The organism is Salmonella sp. SAL04196, from assembly GCF_046550835.1.
GTDB lineage: Bacteria > Pseudomonadota > Gammaproteobacteria > Enterobacterales > Enterobacteriaceae > Salmonella > Salmonella enterica.
This window is the reverse complement of record NZ_JBGDXE010000001.1, coordinates 416408-433535: the sequence shown is the minus strand read 5'-3', so window position 1 is coordinate 433535 and position 17128 is coordinate 416408. Positions and strand designations below refer to the sequence as shown.

Below are 17128 nucleotides of genomic sequence, written 5' to 3'. Positions count from 1 at the left end.
AGCGGAAGCGATGTGGTATTTACTGTGGTTTGTCGGCATTCTGCTGATGTGCTCACTGTCGACACTGGTGTTGGTATGGCTTGAGTCGCGTCAACAATAAAGAGGTAAACCGGGGTCAGCGCCGTCTGACTCCGGTTATTTTTATCTTTTTACGCGCCTGGTGAAGACGTTTCCCCGCCGACAGGACGACATAACATTGATACATGTCGTTATCATAATGTTTACTTTTAGAGGTGCGTCATAATTATGACAAATAGCCGCCTTGCACATATTACGCATATTTAAGCAATTAATTGCATAATTAGCGATATATCACCTCTTATATAGGATAGTTAACCACTTCCCATCCAAAATCATAACGAAAATCCAACTGCCTGCCATTTTTGATCTGAGTTAATTGTTTAAAAAAGTGTTAAATTTATCGCTACATGGTGTGATCTACTATGTACCACGGTCAATTAAAGAACATATTACTTTTATCACTAAGGTTTATCATGGATAAGTTATCTTACGCTTCAGATAGCAGCACATCTGCCTGGAATACCTACCTGCAACAAATCGAGCGTGTGGCCCCTTATCTGGGCGAGTTATCCCCCTGGGTGGATACTCTGCGCCACCCAAAACGCGCTCTGATCGTCGATATTCCGGTACAAATGGATGATGGCACTATTCGTCATTTCGAAGGATATCGCGTGCAGCACAACCTCTCCCGAGGTCCGGGTAAAGGCGGTGTTCGCTACCATCCTGACGTTGATCTCAATGAAGTGATGGCCCTGTCAGCATGGATGACCATCAAATGTGCCGCGCTGAATCTGCCGTACGGCGGCGCCAAAGGCGGCATCCGCGTCGATCCGTTCTCGCTGTCGGAAGGTGAACTGGAGCGTTTGACCCGCCGCTATACCAGCGAGATCGGCATTATCATCGGGCCGCAGAAAGATATTCCTGCGCCGGATGTCGGCACCAACGGTAAAGTGATGGCCTGGATGATGGATACGTATTCCATGAATCATGGCACGACGGTCACTGGCGTCGTCACCGGTAAGCCTATCCATCTTGGCGGTTCGCTGGGCCGTGAAAAAGCGACGGGGCGCGGCGTTTTCGTCAGCGGGCTGGAAGCCGCGCGTCGGGCGAATATCGCCGTTGAAGGCGCTCGCGTTGCGGTTCAGGGTTTTGGTAACGTCGGCAGCGAAGCCGCGCGTCTGTTTGCAGGCGCTGGCGCCCGTGTCGTGGCGATTCAGGATCATACCGCAACGCTGTTTAACGCCACCGGTATTGACATGAAGGCGCTCACGGCATGGCAGACAGAACACAAACAGATAGCTGGTTTCCCGGGCGCGGAAACTATCGCCAGCGATGCGTTCTGGCGTCTGGAGATGGATATTCTGATCCCGGCGGCGCTTGAAGGCCAGATAACTCGTCAGCGCGCGGAAGCCCTGACGTGTAAGCTGGTGCTGGAAGGGGCTAACGGCCCGACCTATCCGGATGCTGATGATGTTCTGGCCAGCCGTGGTATCCTTGTGGTGCCTGACGTGGTCTGTAACGCAGGCGGCGTAACCGTCAGCTACTTCGAATGGGTACAAGATATGGCCAGCTTCTTCTGGAGCGAAGAAGAGATCAACGCGCGCATGGACAAAATCATGACCGACGCTATCGTCCATGTCTGGGAGAAAGCGACTGAGAAATCCTGTTCTCTGCGCACCGCAGCCTATATTGTCGCCTGTGAGCGCATTCTGCTGGCCCGTAAAGATCGCGGTATCTATCCAGGTTAAGGCGACAAATCATTGCGCTAAAATCCACGTCCCGGCGTGGATTTTTTGTCTGTATACCCCGTTTTCCACGCGCGCGCCGATAAATTCTGTCTCAATAAAATGTCTGTTTGTTCGCAAAATAGCGGTTCAATCACGCGTATCTGGTCATCGTAGACTAAGGTTTTGTCATGGTAAATGCCGTTGGCTTTGGCTCACCGCTAAGGAGATAACTTGATGATACCCCCAGAGATTCGCCGTTCTGTTCTACTGCAGAAAGCCATAAAACTGGCGCTGGCAGGGACGCTGCTGACGTTTGCATCGTTTTCGGCGACTGCCGCAGACCCGTCTTCCGACACTGAAACTCCGCAGCCGCCGGATATTTTGCTTGGCCCGCTCTTTAATGATGTCCAGAATGCAAAACTCTTCCCCGATCAGAAAACCTTTGCTGACGCCATACCTAATAGCGATCCGCTCATGATTCTTGCGGATTATCGTATGCAGCGGAACCAGTCCGGCTTCGATTTGCGTCATTTTGTTGATGTTAACTTCACCCTGCCGAAAGCGGGTGAAAAATATGTCCCGCCTGCCGGGCAGTCATTGCGTGAACATATTGATGGCCTGTGGCCGGTGCTGACCCGTTCAACTAAAAACGTCGAAAAGTGGGACTCGCTCTTGCCGTTGCCTGAATCCTATGTCGTGCCGGGTGGGCGATTCAGAGAGATTTACTACTGGGACAGCTACTTTACGATGCTGGGGCTGGCGGAAAGCGGGCACTGGGATAAGGTGGCGGATATGGTGGCGAACTTTGGTTACGAAATTGACGCCTGGGGGCATATTCCCAACGGCAACCGTACCTACTACCTGAGTCGTTCGCAGCCGCCTTTCTTTGCGTTTATGGTTGAGTTACTGGCGGAACATGAAGGTGACGATGCGCTGAAAGAATACCTGCCGCAACTGCAAAAAGAGTACGCCTACTGGATGGAGGGCGTTGAGACATTGCAGCCAGGGCAACAAAACCAACGCGTCGTCAAACTGGAGGACGGCAGCGTTCTCAACCGCTACTGGGACGATCGGGATACGCCCCGCCCTGAATCCTGGGTTGAAGATATCGCTACCGCCAAAAGCAACCCCAACCGCCCGGCAACGGAGATCTATCGAGACCTCCGCTCTGCCGCCGCCTCTGGCTGGGATTTCAGCTCCCGCTGGATGGATAATCCGCAGCAGCTCAGTACCATTCGCACCACCACGATTGTCCCTGTCGATCTTAACGCTCTGCTGTATCAGCTGGAGAAGACCCTCGCCCGCGCCAGCGCTGCGGCGGGCGATCGGGCCAAAGCCTCGCAATATGACGCGCTGGCCAACGCGCGGCAAAAAGCCATTGAAATGCATCTGTGGAATAACAAAGAGGGTTGGTATGCCGACTACGATCTGCAGAACAATAAAATCCGCAACCAACTCACCGCTGCCGCGCTGTTCCCGCTCTATGTAAACGCCGCCGCGAAAGATCGCGCCGCGAAAGTGGCGGCGGCGGCCCAGGCGCATCTGCTACAGCCTGGCGGGCTGGCTACCACCTCGGTTAAAAGCGGACAGCAGTGGGATGCGCCAAACGGCTGGGCGCCGTTACAATGGGTCGCTGCCGAAGGATTGCAAAATTATGGGCAGGATGACGTGGCAATGGAAGTCACCTGGCGCTTTTTAACCAATGTGCAGCACACCTACGATCGCGAGAAAAAACTGGTCGAAAAATATGATGTCAGCAGTACCGGAACCGGCGGTGGCGGCGGCGAATATCCCCTTCAGGACGGCTTTGGCTGGACCAACGGCGTGACGCTGAAAATGCTCGATCTGATTTGTCCGCAGGAAAAACCGTGTGATAGCGTACCGTCTACTCGTCCGGCATCGTTAAGCGCAACGCCGACAAAAACGCCGTCTGCAGCGACGCAGTAACGCGTGTTTATAGTAGGTTGACCCGGTGCTGACCGGGTCAACGCTTAAACGTTTTGCAGCGGTTAGCCGCGTCGCAGAAGGCGGAAAATCACCAGCACCACGATCGCGCCCACCACGGCGACCAGGAAACTGTGCAGATTAAAGCCGCTGATACTGCCGCCAATACCAAACATCGTCGCCAGCCATCCGCCAACGACCGCCCCGACGATACCGAGAATACAGGTCAGGATAAATCCCCCGCCATCGCGCCCCGGCATAAGCAATTTGGCGATAACGCCGGCAATCAAACCAAAAATAATCCAGGCGATAATTCCCATTTGCAAACCCTCTTTCCAGTAAAAACGTTTTAAGTATAGGCAAAGTCGAGCGTCGCATTTCTGAACACTGATTTATCTCGCGGACATAAAAATTTATTTATCGCTATTAAGTTCTTTCTACCGATGCCGATAACCCAACGATAGTCTGCGTATCAGGGGTTATTTCGTGTGAGTGGTTACAATGAGCAGTTCCTGAAAAAAAATCCATTAGCGATATTAGGCGTGCTACGGGATTTAAATAAAAATCAGGTTCCACTGCGTATTTCATGGGCGCATGGTCAATTCATCAGTAAAATTTTGGCGGTAGACCCGGAAAAACTCATCGTAGATTACGGCAGCCAGGAATATGAAAATAGCGCCGTATTACGTGCCGGGCAGGTAGCCATTATCGCAGAAACGCAGGGCGCAAAAGTCGAGTTCACGTTGCCGCAACTCGTTACAGGTGAATATCAGCGGCTGCCGGCCTTTATCACGCCCCTGCCGTCGTCACTGTGGTTTGTCCAGCGCCGGGAGTATTTTCGCATTGGCGCGCCGCTGTATCCGCCTTATTACGGCGTCACCACGCTACCGGACACCCATACGTTACGTTTTCGCCTGTTTGATCTTTCCCTGGGCGGCATGGGCGCGCTACTGGAATCCGCCATCCCCGACGGGCTAACAGAAGGCGCGCGCTTTTCGCAGGTTGAACTGAACATGGGGCAATGGGGGATTTTTCACGTTGACGCCCAGCTTATCGCCATCAGCGAGCGTAAGGTGATTGATGGGAAAAATGAAACGATCACCACTCCCCGCCTGAGCTTTCGTTTCCTTAACGTTAGCCCGGCGGTGGAGCGGGAGTTGCAGCGGATTATTTTTTCGCTTGAGCGCGAGGCCCGAGAAAGAGCGAATAAAGTGCGAGAATAATCTTCACACTAAACTACATGGCGTCCAGCGCCTGCTGAAGCTTCCAGATATAGCGCGGCGCCTGCGGCGCGGGATGATTATCAACAACATGCTCAAAAAACTCGTCCGCATCCAGATCGTTAATTTTTTCTATCGCCTTCTTCCTGTCGGATGAAAAAGTACGCAATAACGCGCCTGCGCCGTTAGCATAAGAGACGACCAGCGCATATTGCATCACCTGCGGATCTTTGATGCCGGCCAGCGGCCCATTTTCCAGAATGCTCAGATACGCCGCGCCCATTGAGATGTTACGCTCAGGGTTTTTCAGCTCGCTGGTGGTCGGTTCGCCACGCCAGCCCATGCGACGGTAAACGTCGCGCCCGGAGGTCGACGCCTTTAACTGCATCAGGCCAATCGCATTGGATTTACTGACCGCGTTAGGGTTGCCGCCGGATTCAATGGCGATAATCGCGGTGATTAAATGCGGATCAACCCCCCATGCCGCCCCGGCTTTTTCACTGATGGGCATCCACTGCATCGCACGCTTTACAGGCACTTCGGCATTCCACGGCGGATTCCTGTAATCCTGTTTTGAGCTACAGCCAGCGAGTATTACTACCAAAAAAGCAAACCATCTTAATTTCACGTCATCTATCCTTATAGCCGTAACTTATCTGCCGAAGAGGTCATACCGCCCCGGCCAGGTACTTAGGTTGCCTCCCTGGTGCGCATCCAGAAACGTCGCACAACGAGGGACATCGCCTAATATATGCGGCATGATATACATTTGCATTCTATTGTCAGCAAGGAATTACCATGTCTCTGTTTCATTTAATCGCCCCCTCGGGCTACTGTATTAACCAACAGGCCGCGTTACGCGGCGTTCAGCGCCTGACTGACGCGGGTCATCAGGTGGAGAATGACGAGGTGATTCGTCGCCGCTATCAGCGTTTTGCCGGTACGGACGCGGAACGGCTGGCCGATGTTAATTCGCTGGCCTCGCTAACTTCGCCGGATACGATCGTCATGCCGGTTCGCGGCGGCTATGGCGCCAGCCGCTTGCTGGATCGTATCGACTGGCAGTCGCTCGCCTCCAGGCAACAGCGCAATCCCTTACTGATTTGCGGTCATAGCGATTTTACGGCGATTCAGGCTGGACTCCTGGCGCAGGCCAATGTCATCACCTTTAGCGGTCCTATGCTGGCGGCAAATTTTGGCGCCGAAACGCTGAATACGTTCACCGAGCAACATTTCTGGCTGGCGCTACGCAAGGCGCAATTTACCGTAGAGTGGCAAGGCGACGGCCCTCAGTGCAACGCACAGGGCACCTTATGGGGCGGAAATCTGGCGATGTTGATTTCCCTTATCGGTACGCCCTGGATGCCGACTATCGATAAAGGAATTTTAGTGCTGGAAGATGTCAATGAGCATCCTTTCCGGGTGGAGCGTATGCTTTTGCAACTGGAGTACGCCGGAATTTTAAACCGTCAGAGCGCCATCGTTCTCGGCAGCTTTAGCGGCGCGGCGCCCAACGAGTATGACGCTGGCTATTCTCTGGAGAGCGTCTACGCGTTTTTACGTTCCCGTCTGTCCGTTCCGCTGATTACCGGTCTCGACTTCGGGCATGAACAGCGTACGGTGACGCTCCCTATCGGGGCAAACGCGACGCTTAAAAATACGCGCCAGGGGACTCAACTCACTTTATCTGGCCATCCTACGCTGCAATTGTAAAAAAAGTCCCCGACAGGCTAAGTAAAACGCTGCCCTGGCCGTTATTATGTTAATGTTAAATAATACGAAGTCGTGTGAGTCAGGAGATATAAAACGTTGGATGCTGCAACAATTATTAGTCTATTTATTTTAGGTTCCATCCTTGTAACCAGCAGTATCCTGTTAAGTTCATTCTCATCGCGACTGGGTATCCCGATTCTGGTCATTTTCCTCGCCATTGGGATGTTAGCGGGGGTGGATGGCATTGGCGGTATTCCTTTCGATAATTATCCTTTCGCTTATATGGTCAGTAACCTGGCGCTGGCGATTATTTTACTCGATGGCGGCATGCGCACCCAGGCCAGCTCTTTCCGGGTAGCGCTGGGCCCCGCGCTGTCGCTGGCGACGCTCGGCGTACTGATCACGTCGGGTTTAACAGGTATGATGGCCGCCTGGCTGTTTCATCTGGATCTTATTGAAGGTCTGCTCATTGGCGCGATAGTCGGTTCCACTGACGCCGCGGCGGTCTTTTCTCTGCTTGGCGGCAAAGGGCTAAACGAACGTGTAGGCTCCACGCTGGAGATCGAATCGGGAAGTAACGACCCGATGGCCGTTTTTCTGACCATTACATTAATTGAGATGATCCAGAAACATGAAACCGGTCTGGACTGGATGTTTGCCGTCCATATTATCCAGCAGTTCGGTCTCGGTATTGTTTTTGGTCTCGGCGGCGGTTACCTGCTACAGCAGATGATCAACCGCATTTCTCTGCCCAGCGGCCTGTATCCGATGTTGGCGCTCAGCGGCGGTATTCTGATTTTTGCTTTGACGACCGCGCTTGAAGGCAGCGGTATTCTCGCGGTCTATCTGTGCGGATTCCTGTTAGGAAACCGCCCGATTCGCAACCGTTACGGCATCCTGCAAAACTTTGACGGACTGGCCTGGCTGGCGCAGATCGCGATGTTCCTGGTCCTGGGGCTGTTGGTGACGCCTTCCGATCTGTGGCCGATTGCCGTCCCTGCGCTCATTCTCTCTATCTGGATGATTTTCTTCGCCCGCCCACTGTCGGTGTTTACCGGCCTGCTGCCATTTCGCGGCTTCAATCTTCGGGAGCGCATTTTCATCAGTTGGGTCGGACTGCGCGGCGCGGTGCCGATTATTCTCGCCGTTTTCCCGATGATGGCCGGGCTTGAAAACGCTCGCCTGTTCTTTAATGTCGCTTTCTTTGTGGTACTGGTGTCACTGCTCCTGCAGGGAACATCGCTGTCATGGGCGGCGAAAAGAGCCAAAGTGGTCGTGCCTCCGGTTGGCTGGCCAGTATCGCGCGTGGGGCTTGACATCCATCCTGATAATCCGTGGGAGCAATTCATCTATCAGTTGAGCGCCGACAAATGGTGCGTCGGCGCGGCGTTGCGCGACCTGCATATGCCGAACGAAACCCGCATTGCCGCGCTATTTCGCAATAATGAACTGTTTCACCCCACGGGTAGTACTCGTCTGCAGGAAGGCGACGTACTCTGCGTGATTGGCCGGGAGCGCGATCTGCCAGCGCTGGGCAAATTGTTTAGCCAGTCGCCGCCGGTTTCGTTAGATCAGCGTTTCTTTGGCGATTTTATCCTCGAAGCGAATGCGAAATTCGCCGACGTGGCGCTTATCTACGGGCTGGAAGAAGGAACGGAATACCGGGATAAACAACAAACCCTGGGTGAAATCATACAGCAACTGCTGGGCGCTGCGCCGGTCGTCGGCGATCAGGTGGAGTTTGGCGGCATGATTTGGACGGTAGCTGAAAAAGAAGATAACGTGGTACGCAAGATTGGGGTACGCGTCGCCGAAGACGAAGCAGAATAAGGTCGTCGGACAACGTCGACCCGCCCCCAAGTGGACCGGTCGACGCCTTAGCCTGAATTAGGTTACGTTGTCACAAACGGCACACGCGGCGCTACGGCGCACAGTAGCTCATAGCCCAGCGTGCCTGCCGCAGAGGCGACATCATCGACCTTAATTTCTTTGCCCCATAATTCAACCGGCGTGCCGATTCCCGCCTGCGGACACGGCGTCAAATCCACCGCCAGCATATCCATTGAAACGGTGCCTACTGTTCTGGTACGGATACCGTCCACCAGCACGGGCGTCCCGGTCGGCGCATGGCGTGGATAGCCATCGGCATAACCCGCCGCGACGATGCCAATGCGTTGTTCCTGAGTCACAGAATACCCTCCGCCATAGCCTACCCTTTCACCCGCGCTCAGCGTCTGCACGCCAATAATTTCGCTACTCAGCGTCATCACGGGTTTTAGCCCGGTATCGGCAATATCCCGCCACTGTCCTGACGGCGACGCGCCGTACAAAATAATGCCCGGCCTGACCCAGTCATAATGCGCCTGGGGATGCCACAGCGTCGCTGCCGAATTTGATAACGAGTATGAACATTGAAGGCCTTCCGTCGCCAGCGCAATTCGTCTCATCGCCTCCCCGATACCTTCCGGATGATCGGCCTGAGCAAAATGTGACATCAGGGTCATTTCACCGACATTGCGCATTGCCCGCAATTGCTGCCAGACGGTCTGCGCCCGCTCAGGCTGAAAACCGAGTCGGTTCATGCCGCTGTTGACTTTGACATAGATATCCAGCGGCGCGTTAAGCCGCGCATTTTGCAGCGCTTTCAACTGCCAGTTACTGTGGATGCAGGTGGTCAGCCGATAAGTGTCATACGCCTCCAGGTCTTGCGCATGGAAAAACCCCTCCAGCATCAATATCGGCCCCTTCCACCCGCGTTCACGCAGGGTAATCGCCTCTTCAAGGTTGAGCATAGCGAAACCATCTGTGGCGCCCAGCGCGCTCCAGACGCGTTCAATACCGTGGCCGTAGGCGTTGGCTTTCACTACCGACCAGACGCGCGCCTCTGGGGCCGCCCGGCGCACAATAGCCAAATTTTGTTTCATTACCTGTAAATCAAGGCTGGCCTGTATAGGGCGGGTCATTTCACTTCCTTTATCAGTTATGCGCGCTATGCAAACGTTGCGGGCGGGTGGGCGTAAAATCGGAACGGTATCGCGCCACGCTCAGATCGTCGTAGGGTATCGCTGGCGTACGACCCGACAAGATATCGCTTAACAACTGGCCTGAACCGCAGGCCATCGTCCAGCCTAACGTGCCGTGTCCAGTATTAAGCCACAGATTTTTATAACGGGTACGTCCTACTACCGGCGTGCCGTCCGGCGTCATGGGGCGCAGGCCGGTCCAGAATGTGGCCTGCTCAATATGACCGCCGCGCGGAAAGAGATCGCGCACAACCATCTCCAGCGTCTCGCGGCGCGGTTGCAGTAAGTCGGTATTAAAGCCCACGATTTCCGCCATTCCCCCCACGCGAATACGCTTATCAAAACGCGTAATAGCGATTTTGTAGGTTTCATCAAGAATCGTCGATACCGGCGCGCCGTCTGGCTCGACGATTGGGATGGTTAATGAATAGCCTTTCAGCGGATACACCGGGATATCAACAATGCCTTTAAGCATCGCCGTCGAATACGATCCAAACGCCATAACATACGCATCTGCTTTAATGATCTCATCGGCGCATTTCACGCCGTAAATCTGATCATTTTCGTACAGTAATTTTTCCACGGGAGTATTAAAGCGAAAGGTTACGCCCGCCTGCTCCGCCATGCGCGCCAGACGCTGGGTAAAGAGCTGACAGTCCCCGGTTTCATCATTCGGTAAGCGCAGTCCGCCGGTTAATTTATGCGCAACCTCAGCCAGAGCGGGTTCAACTTCCGCCAGTCGGCTGGCTTCCAGGAGCTGATACGGCACCCCGGCATCTTCCAGCACGGCGATATCACGGGTGGCGTTCTCATACTGTTGCGCGGTGCGAAAGAGTTGCAGCGTTCCCCCCTGGCGGCCTTCATATTCGATACCGGTCGCGGCGCGTAGCGTTTTCAGGCAGTCGCGACTATATTCCGCCAGGCGCACCATGCGGCCTTTATTTTCCATGTAATGCCGGGTATCGCAGTTACGCAGCATTTGCCACATCCACTTCAGTTGAAACGGAGTGCCATCCAGACGTACCGCCAGCGGCGCATGGCGCTGGAACATCCATTTTATCGCCTTCAGCGGTACGCCAGGGGCCGCCCAGGGTGCCGCATATCCCGGTGAAATTTGTCCGGCATTCGCCGCGCTGGTTTCTTGCGCCGGGCCGGATTCGCGATCGATGACGGTGACATCATGCCCCGCCTGACTCAAATACCAGGCGCTGGTCACGCCAACTACGCCACTCCCCAGGATGACAACTCGCATAGCCACTCCGTTAATAGTAAAAGAACAATCTTCTGATTACATCTTGATAACCCAGATGAAAATATTATTCAACATATGACTTTTTTATGGTGACGTGCTTCACATATCCCCTAAAGACAAGCGATCCCACTGGTTTGGGATCTCCTGCTACGCGGCATGGCTATACAGCATAAAATGATGCCAATACCCGATTTTTTGCCGTTCAATGTGGAGGAAATCGCAAAGAAAAGTTTTCACGATCAAGTCGTTTTTTAACATGGTGTTCTATGCTTGAAAGGAGGCGCTCCATACAGAGAGCGTCGCCAACAATGAGGGTGCGCGAATGGCAACGATTGATTCCATGAACAAGGACACCACACGTTTGAGCGATGGACCCGACTGGACATTTGATCTGCTGGATGTCTATCTGGCAGAGATAGACCGCGTGGCGAAACTCTACCAACTGGATACTTACCCGCACCAAATTGAAGTCATCACTTCCGAACAGATGATGGACGCCTACTCCAGCGTCGGGATGCCGATCAACTATCCGCATTGGTCGTTTGGCAAAAAGTTCATTGAGACGGAACGTCTGTATAAGCATGGTCAACAAGGACTGGCTTATGAAATTGTGATCAACTCTAATCCCTGCATTGCCTACCTGATGGAAGAGAACACCATCACCATGCAAGCGCTGGTCATGGCGCACGCCTGTTACGGACACAACTCCTTTTTTAAAAATAATTATCTCTTCCGGAGCTGGACGGATGCCAGCTCTATCGTCGATTACCTGATTTTCGCCCGAAATTACATTACCCGCTGTGAAGAACGCTACGGAGTGGATGAAGTAGAAAAACTGCTCGACTCCTGCCACGCGCTGATGAATTACGGCGTCGATCGTTATAAGCGCCCGCAGAAAATCTCGTTGCAGGAAGAGAAAGCGCGACAAAAAAGCCGGGAAGAGTATCTACAAAGCCAGGTGAATATGCTGTGGCGCACGCTGCCAAAACGCGAGGAAGAAAAAACTGTCGCCGAAGCACGCCGCTTTCCCGCTGAACCGCAGGAAAACCTGCTCTATTTTATGGAGAAAAACGCCCCGTTGCTCGAGCCGTGGCAGCGCGAAATTCTGCGCATCGTGCGTAAAGTCAGCCAGTATTTTTATCCGCAGAAACAGACGCAGGTCATGAACGAGGGCTGGGCGACCTTCTGGCACTACACCATCTTGAACCATCTCTATGATGAAGGCAAAGTGACGGAACGCTTTATGCTGGAGTTTTTACACAGCCATACCAATGTCGTATTCCAGCCGCCCTATAATAGCCCCTGGTATAGCGGAATTAACCCCTATGCGCTCGGCTTTGCCATGTTCCAGGATATCAAACGTATTTGTCAGTCGCCCACGGATGAAGATAAATACTGGTTTCCGGATATTGCCGGTTCCGACTGGCTGGAAACGCTGCACTTCGCCATGCGCGATTTTAAAGATGAAAGCTTTATCAGTCAGTTCCTGTCGCCAAAAGTGATGCGTGATTTCCGTTTCTTCACGGTACTTGATGATGACAGGCATAATTATCTGGAGATCTCCGCCATTCATAACGAAGAAGGTTATCGGGAGATTCGATCAAAACTGTCGTCACAGTATAACCTGAGCAACCTGGAGCCGAATATTCAGGTCTGGAATGTGGATTTACGTGGCGACAGATCGCTAACGTTGCGTTATATCCCGCATAACCGCGCGCCGCTGGATAAAGGCCGCAAAGAGGTGCTGAAACATGTGCATCGGTTATGGGGCTTTGATGTGATGCTGGAGCAACAAAATGAGGATGGCAGCGTAGAACTGCTGGAGCGTTGTCCGCCGCGCATGAACATGCTGTAATCGAGATGCTGCCCGGTAGTGTTTGCGCTTACCGGGCATCGCGGGATTATCGTCCCTGAATCGCTAAATCGCCGGGCAGATTTTTCTGCATCCGATGCCAAATCTCGCCGCTGTCATGCCCGTAACGCCGCACCGTTTCATACACCTGGTCGTGCGCGCCCTGCTCGCATAACGACGATAATTTATGATAGAAACCCAGTGCCAGACTGCGCGCTTCCGGATTGGCGAAATAGTGGCGACCAATGCGGGTGTATAACCCTTTCATGCCGTTCAGGATCAAGCCGTAAATAGGATTGCCGGAGGCGAATGCCAGACCACGAAAGATGTTATAGTCCAGATCGGCGAATGCATCGGCATGGTCGGCCACTTCGTGGGCTGTGGCCAGCACTTCCTGCGCCTTATCCGGGTGTTGACGCAACGCGGTACGAATAAAGATAGTAGAAATATTGGTACGCACCGACAACAAATTGTCGATCAGTTGCGGAACGCTTTCATGATCAAGGCGGGCCAGCGTTTCAAGGATATTCAGCCCTGACGTTTCCCAAAAATTATTAACCTTTGTCGGTTTGCCATGCTGAATGGTCAGCCAGCCATCTCGCGCCAACCGCTGTAACACCTCGCGTAATGTCGTGCGCGTCACGCCGATCAGTTCGGAGAGTTCTCGTTCTGCCGGTAAGATAGTGCCAGGAGGAAAGCGGTTATTCCAGATACTTTCAATAATATACTCTTCCGCGAAACCCGCCGGGCTCTGCGCCTTAATGACCATAGTGAGATTTCCATTACACAGCAAAACATAGTTGCACTCATCATACCAGACGGGCGTAACACCTGATAGCGGACGCAATGAAGAAAAAGGGGATCAAGGCACCATTTCTGATATCACCTGCCAATATCGTTAAGGACTTGCTTGCATTCGTCGCGCTCGCTACTCTCTGTGTTTAAACATAAAAACGCTATTTCATTTTTCTAGGTAAGGAAAAATTTCATGGAGATCTCATGGGGTCGCGCCATGTGGCGCAACTTTTTAGGCCAGTCGCCCGACTGGTACAAACTGGCACTACTTGTCTTTTTAATTGTTAACCCATTCATTTTCTTAGCTAATCCCTTTGTTGCCGGTTGGCTGCTGGTGGCAGAGTTTATCTTCACCCTGGCGATGGCGTTAAAGTGTTACCCCCTGCTGCCCGGCGGGTTACTGGCCATTGAAGCCGTCATCATCGGCATGACCAGCGCCGCCCATGTACGTGAAGAGGTTGCCGCCAACCTGGAAGTCTTGCTGCTGCTGATGTTTATGGTGGCAGGCATCTACTTTATGAAGCAGTTATTGCTGTTTATTTTTACCCGTCTGTTACTCAGTATCCGCTCGAAGATGGTTCTGTCGCTGGCCTTTTGCGTCGCCGCCGCGTTCTTGTCGGCTTTTCTTGACGCGCTTACCGTCGTTGCGGTGGTGATCAGCGTCGCCGTCGGTTTTTACGGGATTTACCATCGTGTGGCCTCATCGCGCGGCGAAGAGAACGATATGCTGGACGATAGCCATATCGATCCGCATTACAAAACGGTGCTGGAGCAATTCCGCGGATTCTTGCGTAGCCTGATGATGCATGCGGGCGTGGGGACGGCGCTGGGCGGCGTCATGACCATGGTCGGGGAGCCGCAAAACCTGATCATCGCTAAAGCGGCTGGCTGGCATTTCGGCGACTTCTTTTTACGGATGTCGCCTGTCACCGTCCCGGTACTGATATGTGGACTGTTAACCTGTATGCTGGTCGAGAAAATGCGCTGGTTTGGCTATGGCGAAACGTTGCCCGAAAAAGTCCGCGACGTCTTGCAGCAATTCGACGATCAAAGCCGTAAGAAGCGCACCCGCCAGGATAAAATTAAACTAATAGTCCAGGCAATTATTGGCGTCTGGCTGGTTACCGCCCTCGCCCTCCATCTCGCGGAGGTGGGGCTGATTGGTCTGTCGGTTATTATTCTGGCCACCGCGTTAACGGGTGTAACCGATGAACACGCCATCGGCAAAGCGTTTACCGAGTCGCTGCCGTTTACTGCGCTGTTAACCGTTTTCTTCTCCATTGTGGCGGTTATTATCGATCAACATCTTTTCGCGCCGATTATTCAGTTTGTCTTGCAAGCCTCTGAACACGCGCAGCTAACGCTGTTCTATCTCTTTAACGGCCTGTTGTCTTCCATTTCGGATAACGTCTTTGTCGGCACTATTTATATCAACGAAGCGAAGGCGGCAATGGAAAACGGCGCTATCAGCTTAAAACAGTTTGAGCTGTTAGCTGTGGCCATCAATACCGGTACTAACCTGCCATCGGTAGCGACACCAAATGGTCAGGCGGCATTCTTATTCCTGCTGACCTCCGCGCTGGCGCCGTTAATCCGTCTCTCCTATGGCCGTATGGTCTGGATGGCGTTACCGTACACTATCGTACTGACCCTGATAGGGCTACTGTGCGTCGAATTCACTCTTGCGCCGGTCACCGAATGGATGACTCAGGCAGGATGGTTAGCAACGCTTTCGTAACGTTTGGCCGGGCAATACACCGCCCGGCTCCGATTTTTGCCTGATAATTATCCAATTACACATTATTTCATTTCCCGCTAGTGGCGCACGAATTGAATTGGTTTACACTGCGGTCTCTACGCATGTTGCAGGGAAATTATTATGTTGCGATTTTTAAACCAGTGCTCACGGGGTCGGGGCGCATGGTTACTGATGGCGTTTACCGCCCTGGCGCTGGAAATGGTGGCGCTGTGGTTCCAGCACGTCATGTTACTTAAACCTTGCGTGCTATGTATTTACGAGCGTTGCGCCCTGTTTGGCGTGATGGGCGCGGGTCTGGTCGGCGCAATAGCGCCGAAAACACCGCTGCGATACGTGGCAATGGTTATCTGGATTTACAGCGCCTGGCGGGGTCTACAACTGGCGTATGAACATACGATGATTCAGTTGCATCCCTCGCCGTTCATGACCTGTGACTTTATGGCGCGCTTTCCAGACTGGTTGCCGTTGGGTAAATGGCTGCCGCAGGTGTTTGTGGCATCCGGTGATTGCGCCGAACGCCAGTGGTCGTTTTTAACGCTGGAGATGCCGCAATGGCTGTTGGGGATCTTTGCCGCTTACCTTGTGGTGGCGATAGCCGTCGTCATAGCCCAGGCATTTAAGCCTAAAAAACGCGACCTGTTCGGTCGTTGATACACACGCTCCTTCTGGAGCGTTTTTTTTTGCCCGAAGCGTTGTTTGCCAGCGATTAAAAGGTGTATATTAAATGCATCTTTTAATCACCACATCAGGGAGATGTCTTATGTCCCACTTACGCATCCCGGCAAACTGGAAAGTTAAACGCTCTACCCCCTTTTTCACCAAAGAAAATGTTCCGGCGGCACTGCTCTCTCATCACAACACAGCGGCAGGCGTTTTCGGACAACTCTGCGTGATGGAAGGCACCGTGACCTACTATGGTTTTGCGAATGAAACCGCGACAGAACCAGAAGTGAAAGTGGTGATTAATGCCGGGCAATTCGCCACCAGTCCGCCGCAATACTGGCATCGGGTAGAGCTGAGCGATGATGCGCGGTTCAACATTCATTTTTGGGTAGAGGAAGACCATCAGGGCGAGGAAATGTATCAACAGAAAAAAGCCTGACATCGGTAAACCAGTCACCACTGGGCGGCGTCCCGCCCAGTAGCCAGGTAATTGATGGCGCTAATTAAACGCTAGAGTAGTTTAATTTTAACGTGGTATCCCTCAAGCCCTTTCATCGTTTCTCGCGGCGCGAACTCTATTTCGGAAACCTCTTGCCCGGTTTTCTTCCGTAGTTCGGCAACCTTTTTGCTAATGAGTGCCGCGATTTCCTCTTCTGCTTTATGTGTCAACTCTTCGCTGTTCATTGATTTCCTCCTTTGAGCTCGCAAACGGCTAAGCGCAAATAAGACAGTGTCGTCATGGACGCGCTACTATTTTAACGTACAAAAAATTATAGGCTATCTTTCTGAGGATTATCAGGATGTTTCGCTTTAGAAGATGCAAAAAACCGCCTGGCACAGACGGTGCATCAGGCGGTTGGTTAATAGCACAAGACGCTATCTACGAGGATCTTCAACCTCATTCTGGGTATCCGGGTCGAGAGGATCGTCTCCCTCTGGTGTATCCGGAATATTTTCACCAGGAAGCGGCTCATCCTCTGGTAATGGATCGACTAAATCAGGACGTTCAGACATAAAGCCTCCAACGAACCATAGTTATTAAAGATACCCTACAGCACTACTTTTGGTTTTTCTTTGGATTTTTTCCTTCGTCTTCGGGTGTCTTATCAGGCTTCCTGGGCTGATCCTTTGAAACGCGCAACGGTTGGTTATTCATGGG

General features: G+C 52.8%; 17 protein-coding genes. 10 read left to right on the top strand and 7 right to left on the bottom strand.

Annotated elements, in window-relative coordinates; translation table 11 throughout:
- The first annotated feature begins 10 nt into the window (after positions 1-10).
- From cbdX to ACLJPE_RS02260, 3 genes are all read left to right on the top strand, one after another.
- On the top strand, positions 11-100 hold the full coding sequence (gene cbdX / locus ACLJPE_RS02270) for a cytochrome bd-II oxidase subunit CbdX (RefSeq protein WP_000270306.1): 90 nt from the start codon (positions 11-13) through the stop codon (positions 98-100).
- Between the two features lie 394 nt (positions 101-494).
- The gene (locus ACLJPE_RS02265; protein ID WP_001519734.1) at positions 495-1769 is read left to right on the top strand and encodes a Glu/Leu/Phe/Val family dehydrogenase; all 1275 of its coding nucleotides are present in this window, start codon (positions 495-497) and stop codon (positions 1767-1769) included.
- 213 nt (positions 1770-1982) lie between these two features.
- Positions 1983-3695 (top strand): alpha,alpha-trehalase, encoded by a 1713-nt coding sequence (locus ACLJPE_RS02260; protein WP_000612818.1) that lies wholly within the window; start codon positions 1983-1985, stop codon positions 3693-3695.
- Between the two features lie 62 nt (positions 3696-3757).
- Here the strand turns inward: ACLJPE_RS02260 and ACLJPE_RS02255 are convergent, their stop codons facing one another.
- Positions 3758-4012 (bottom strand): GlsB/YeaQ/YmgE family stress response membrane protein, encoded by a 255-nt coding sequence (locus ACLJPE_RS02255; protein WP_000511320.1) that lies wholly within the window; start codon positions 4010-4012, stop codon positions 3758-3760.
- A 168-nt stretch (positions 4013-4180) separates the two neighbouring features.
- Between ACLJPE_RS02255 and ycgR the strand changes: the two genes are divergently transcribed.
- Positions 4181-4915 carry a flagellar brake protein YcgR gene (gene ycgR / locus ACLJPE_RS02250; protein ID WP_000017411.1) on the top strand — a complete coding sequence of 245 codons (735 nt, stop codon included), beginning with the start codon at positions 4181-4183 and terminating at the stop codon, positions 4913-4915.
- A gap of 13 nt (positions 4916-4928) precedes the next feature.
- Here ycgR and emtA read toward each other — a convergent pair whose 3' ends face one another.
- Positions 4929-5540 carry a membrane-bound lytic murein transglycosylase EmtA gene (gene emtA, locus ACLJPE_RS02245; protein WP_000776974.1) on the bottom strand — a complete coding sequence of 204 codons (612 nt, stop codon included), beginning with the start codon at positions 5538-5540 and terminating at the stop codon, positions 4929-4931.
- 170 nt (positions 5541-5710) lie between these two features.
- On the opposite strand from emtA, the gene ldcA reads away from it, so the two are divergent.
- The gene (ldcA, locus tag ACLJPE_RS02240) at positions 5711-6625 is read left to right on the top strand and encodes a muramoyltetrapeptide carboxypeptidase (RefSeq protein WP_000051617.1); all 915 of its coding nucleotides are present in this window, start codon (positions 5711-5713) and stop codon (positions 6623-6625) included.
- 96 nt (positions 6626-6721) lie between these two features.
- On the top strand, positions 6722-8455 hold the full coding sequence (locus ACLJPE_RS02235) for a potassium/proton antiporter (RefSeq protein WP_000338376.1): 1734 nt from the start codon (positions 6722-6724) through the stop codon (positions 8453-8455).
- A gap of 62 nt (positions 8456-8517) precedes the next feature.
- Here ACLJPE_RS02235 and dadX read toward each other — a convergent pair whose 3' ends face one another.
- A complete protein-coding gene (gene dadX / locus ACLJPE_RS02230) occupies positions 8518-9588 on the bottom strand; it encodes a catabolic alanine racemase DadX (protein WP_000197909.1) in 1071 nt (356 codons plus the stop codon).
- A gap of 13 nt (positions 9589-9601) precedes the next feature.
- A complete protein-coding gene (locus ACLJPE_RS02225; protein WP_001266935.1) occupies positions 9602-10900 on the bottom strand; it encodes a D-amino acid dehydrogenase in 1299 nt (432 codons plus the stop codon).
- Positions 10901-11222: 322 nt separating this feature from the next.
- Here ACLJPE_RS02225 and ACLJPE_RS02220 point away from each other — a divergent pair, with 322 nt between their 5' ends.
- The gene (locus ACLJPE_RS02220) at positions 11223-12755 is read left to right on the top strand and encodes a SpoVR family protein (protein ID WP_000190831.1); all 1533 of its coding nucleotides are present in this window, start codon (positions 11223-11225) and stop codon (positions 12753-12755) included.
- Between the two features lie 46 nt (positions 12756-12801).
- Here the strand turns inward: ACLJPE_RS02220 and fadR are convergent, their stop codons facing one another.
- Positions 12802-13521: a fatty acid metabolism transcriptional regulator FadR gene (gene fadR / locus ACLJPE_RS02215; protein WP_000234826.1), complete on the bottom strand. Its 720-nt coding sequence runs from the start codon at positions 13519-13521 to the stop codon at positions 12802-12804.
- A 219-nt stretch (positions 13522-13740) separates the two neighbouring features.
- Here fadR and nhaB point away from each other — a divergent pair, with 219 nt between their 5' ends.
- From nhaB to ACLJPE_RS02200, 3 genes are all read left to right on the top strand, one after another.
- A complete protein-coding gene (gene nhaB / locus ACLJPE_RS02210) occupies positions 13741-15285 on the top strand; it encodes a Na(+)/H(+) antiporter NhaB (protein WP_000406443.1) in 1545 nt (514 codons plus the stop codon).
- Between the two features lie 141 nt (positions 15286-15426).
- A complete protein-coding gene (gene dsbB, locus ACLJPE_RS02205; RefSeq protein WP_000943475.1) occupies positions 15427-15957 on the top strand; it encodes a disulfide bond formation protein DsbB in 531 nt (176 codons plus the stop codon).
- Positions 15958-16066: 109 nt separating this feature from the next.
- Positions 16067-16408 carry a DUF1971 domain-containing protein gene (locus ACLJPE_RS02200; protein WP_000018967.1) on the top strand — a complete coding sequence of 114 codons (342 nt, stop codon included), beginning with the start codon at positions 16067-16069 and terminating at the stop codon, positions 16406-16408.
- Positions 16409-16479: 71 nt separating this feature from the next.
- Here the strand turns inward: ACLJPE_RS02200 and ACLJPE_RS02195 are convergent, their stop codons facing one another.
- Positions 16480-16653: a GnsA/GnsB family addiction module toxin gene (locus ACLJPE_RS02195; protein WP_001083582.1), complete on the bottom strand. Its 174-nt coding sequence runs from the start codon at positions 16651-16653 to the stop codon at positions 16480-16482.
- A 192-nt stretch (positions 16654-16845) separates the two neighbouring features.
- Entirely contained in the window at positions 16846-16983 is a 138-nt protein-coding gene (locus tag ACLJPE_RS02190; RefSeq protein WP_001519337.1) for a hypothetical protein, read from the bottom strand.
- Between the last annotated feature and the right edge of the window lie 145 nt (positions 16984-17128).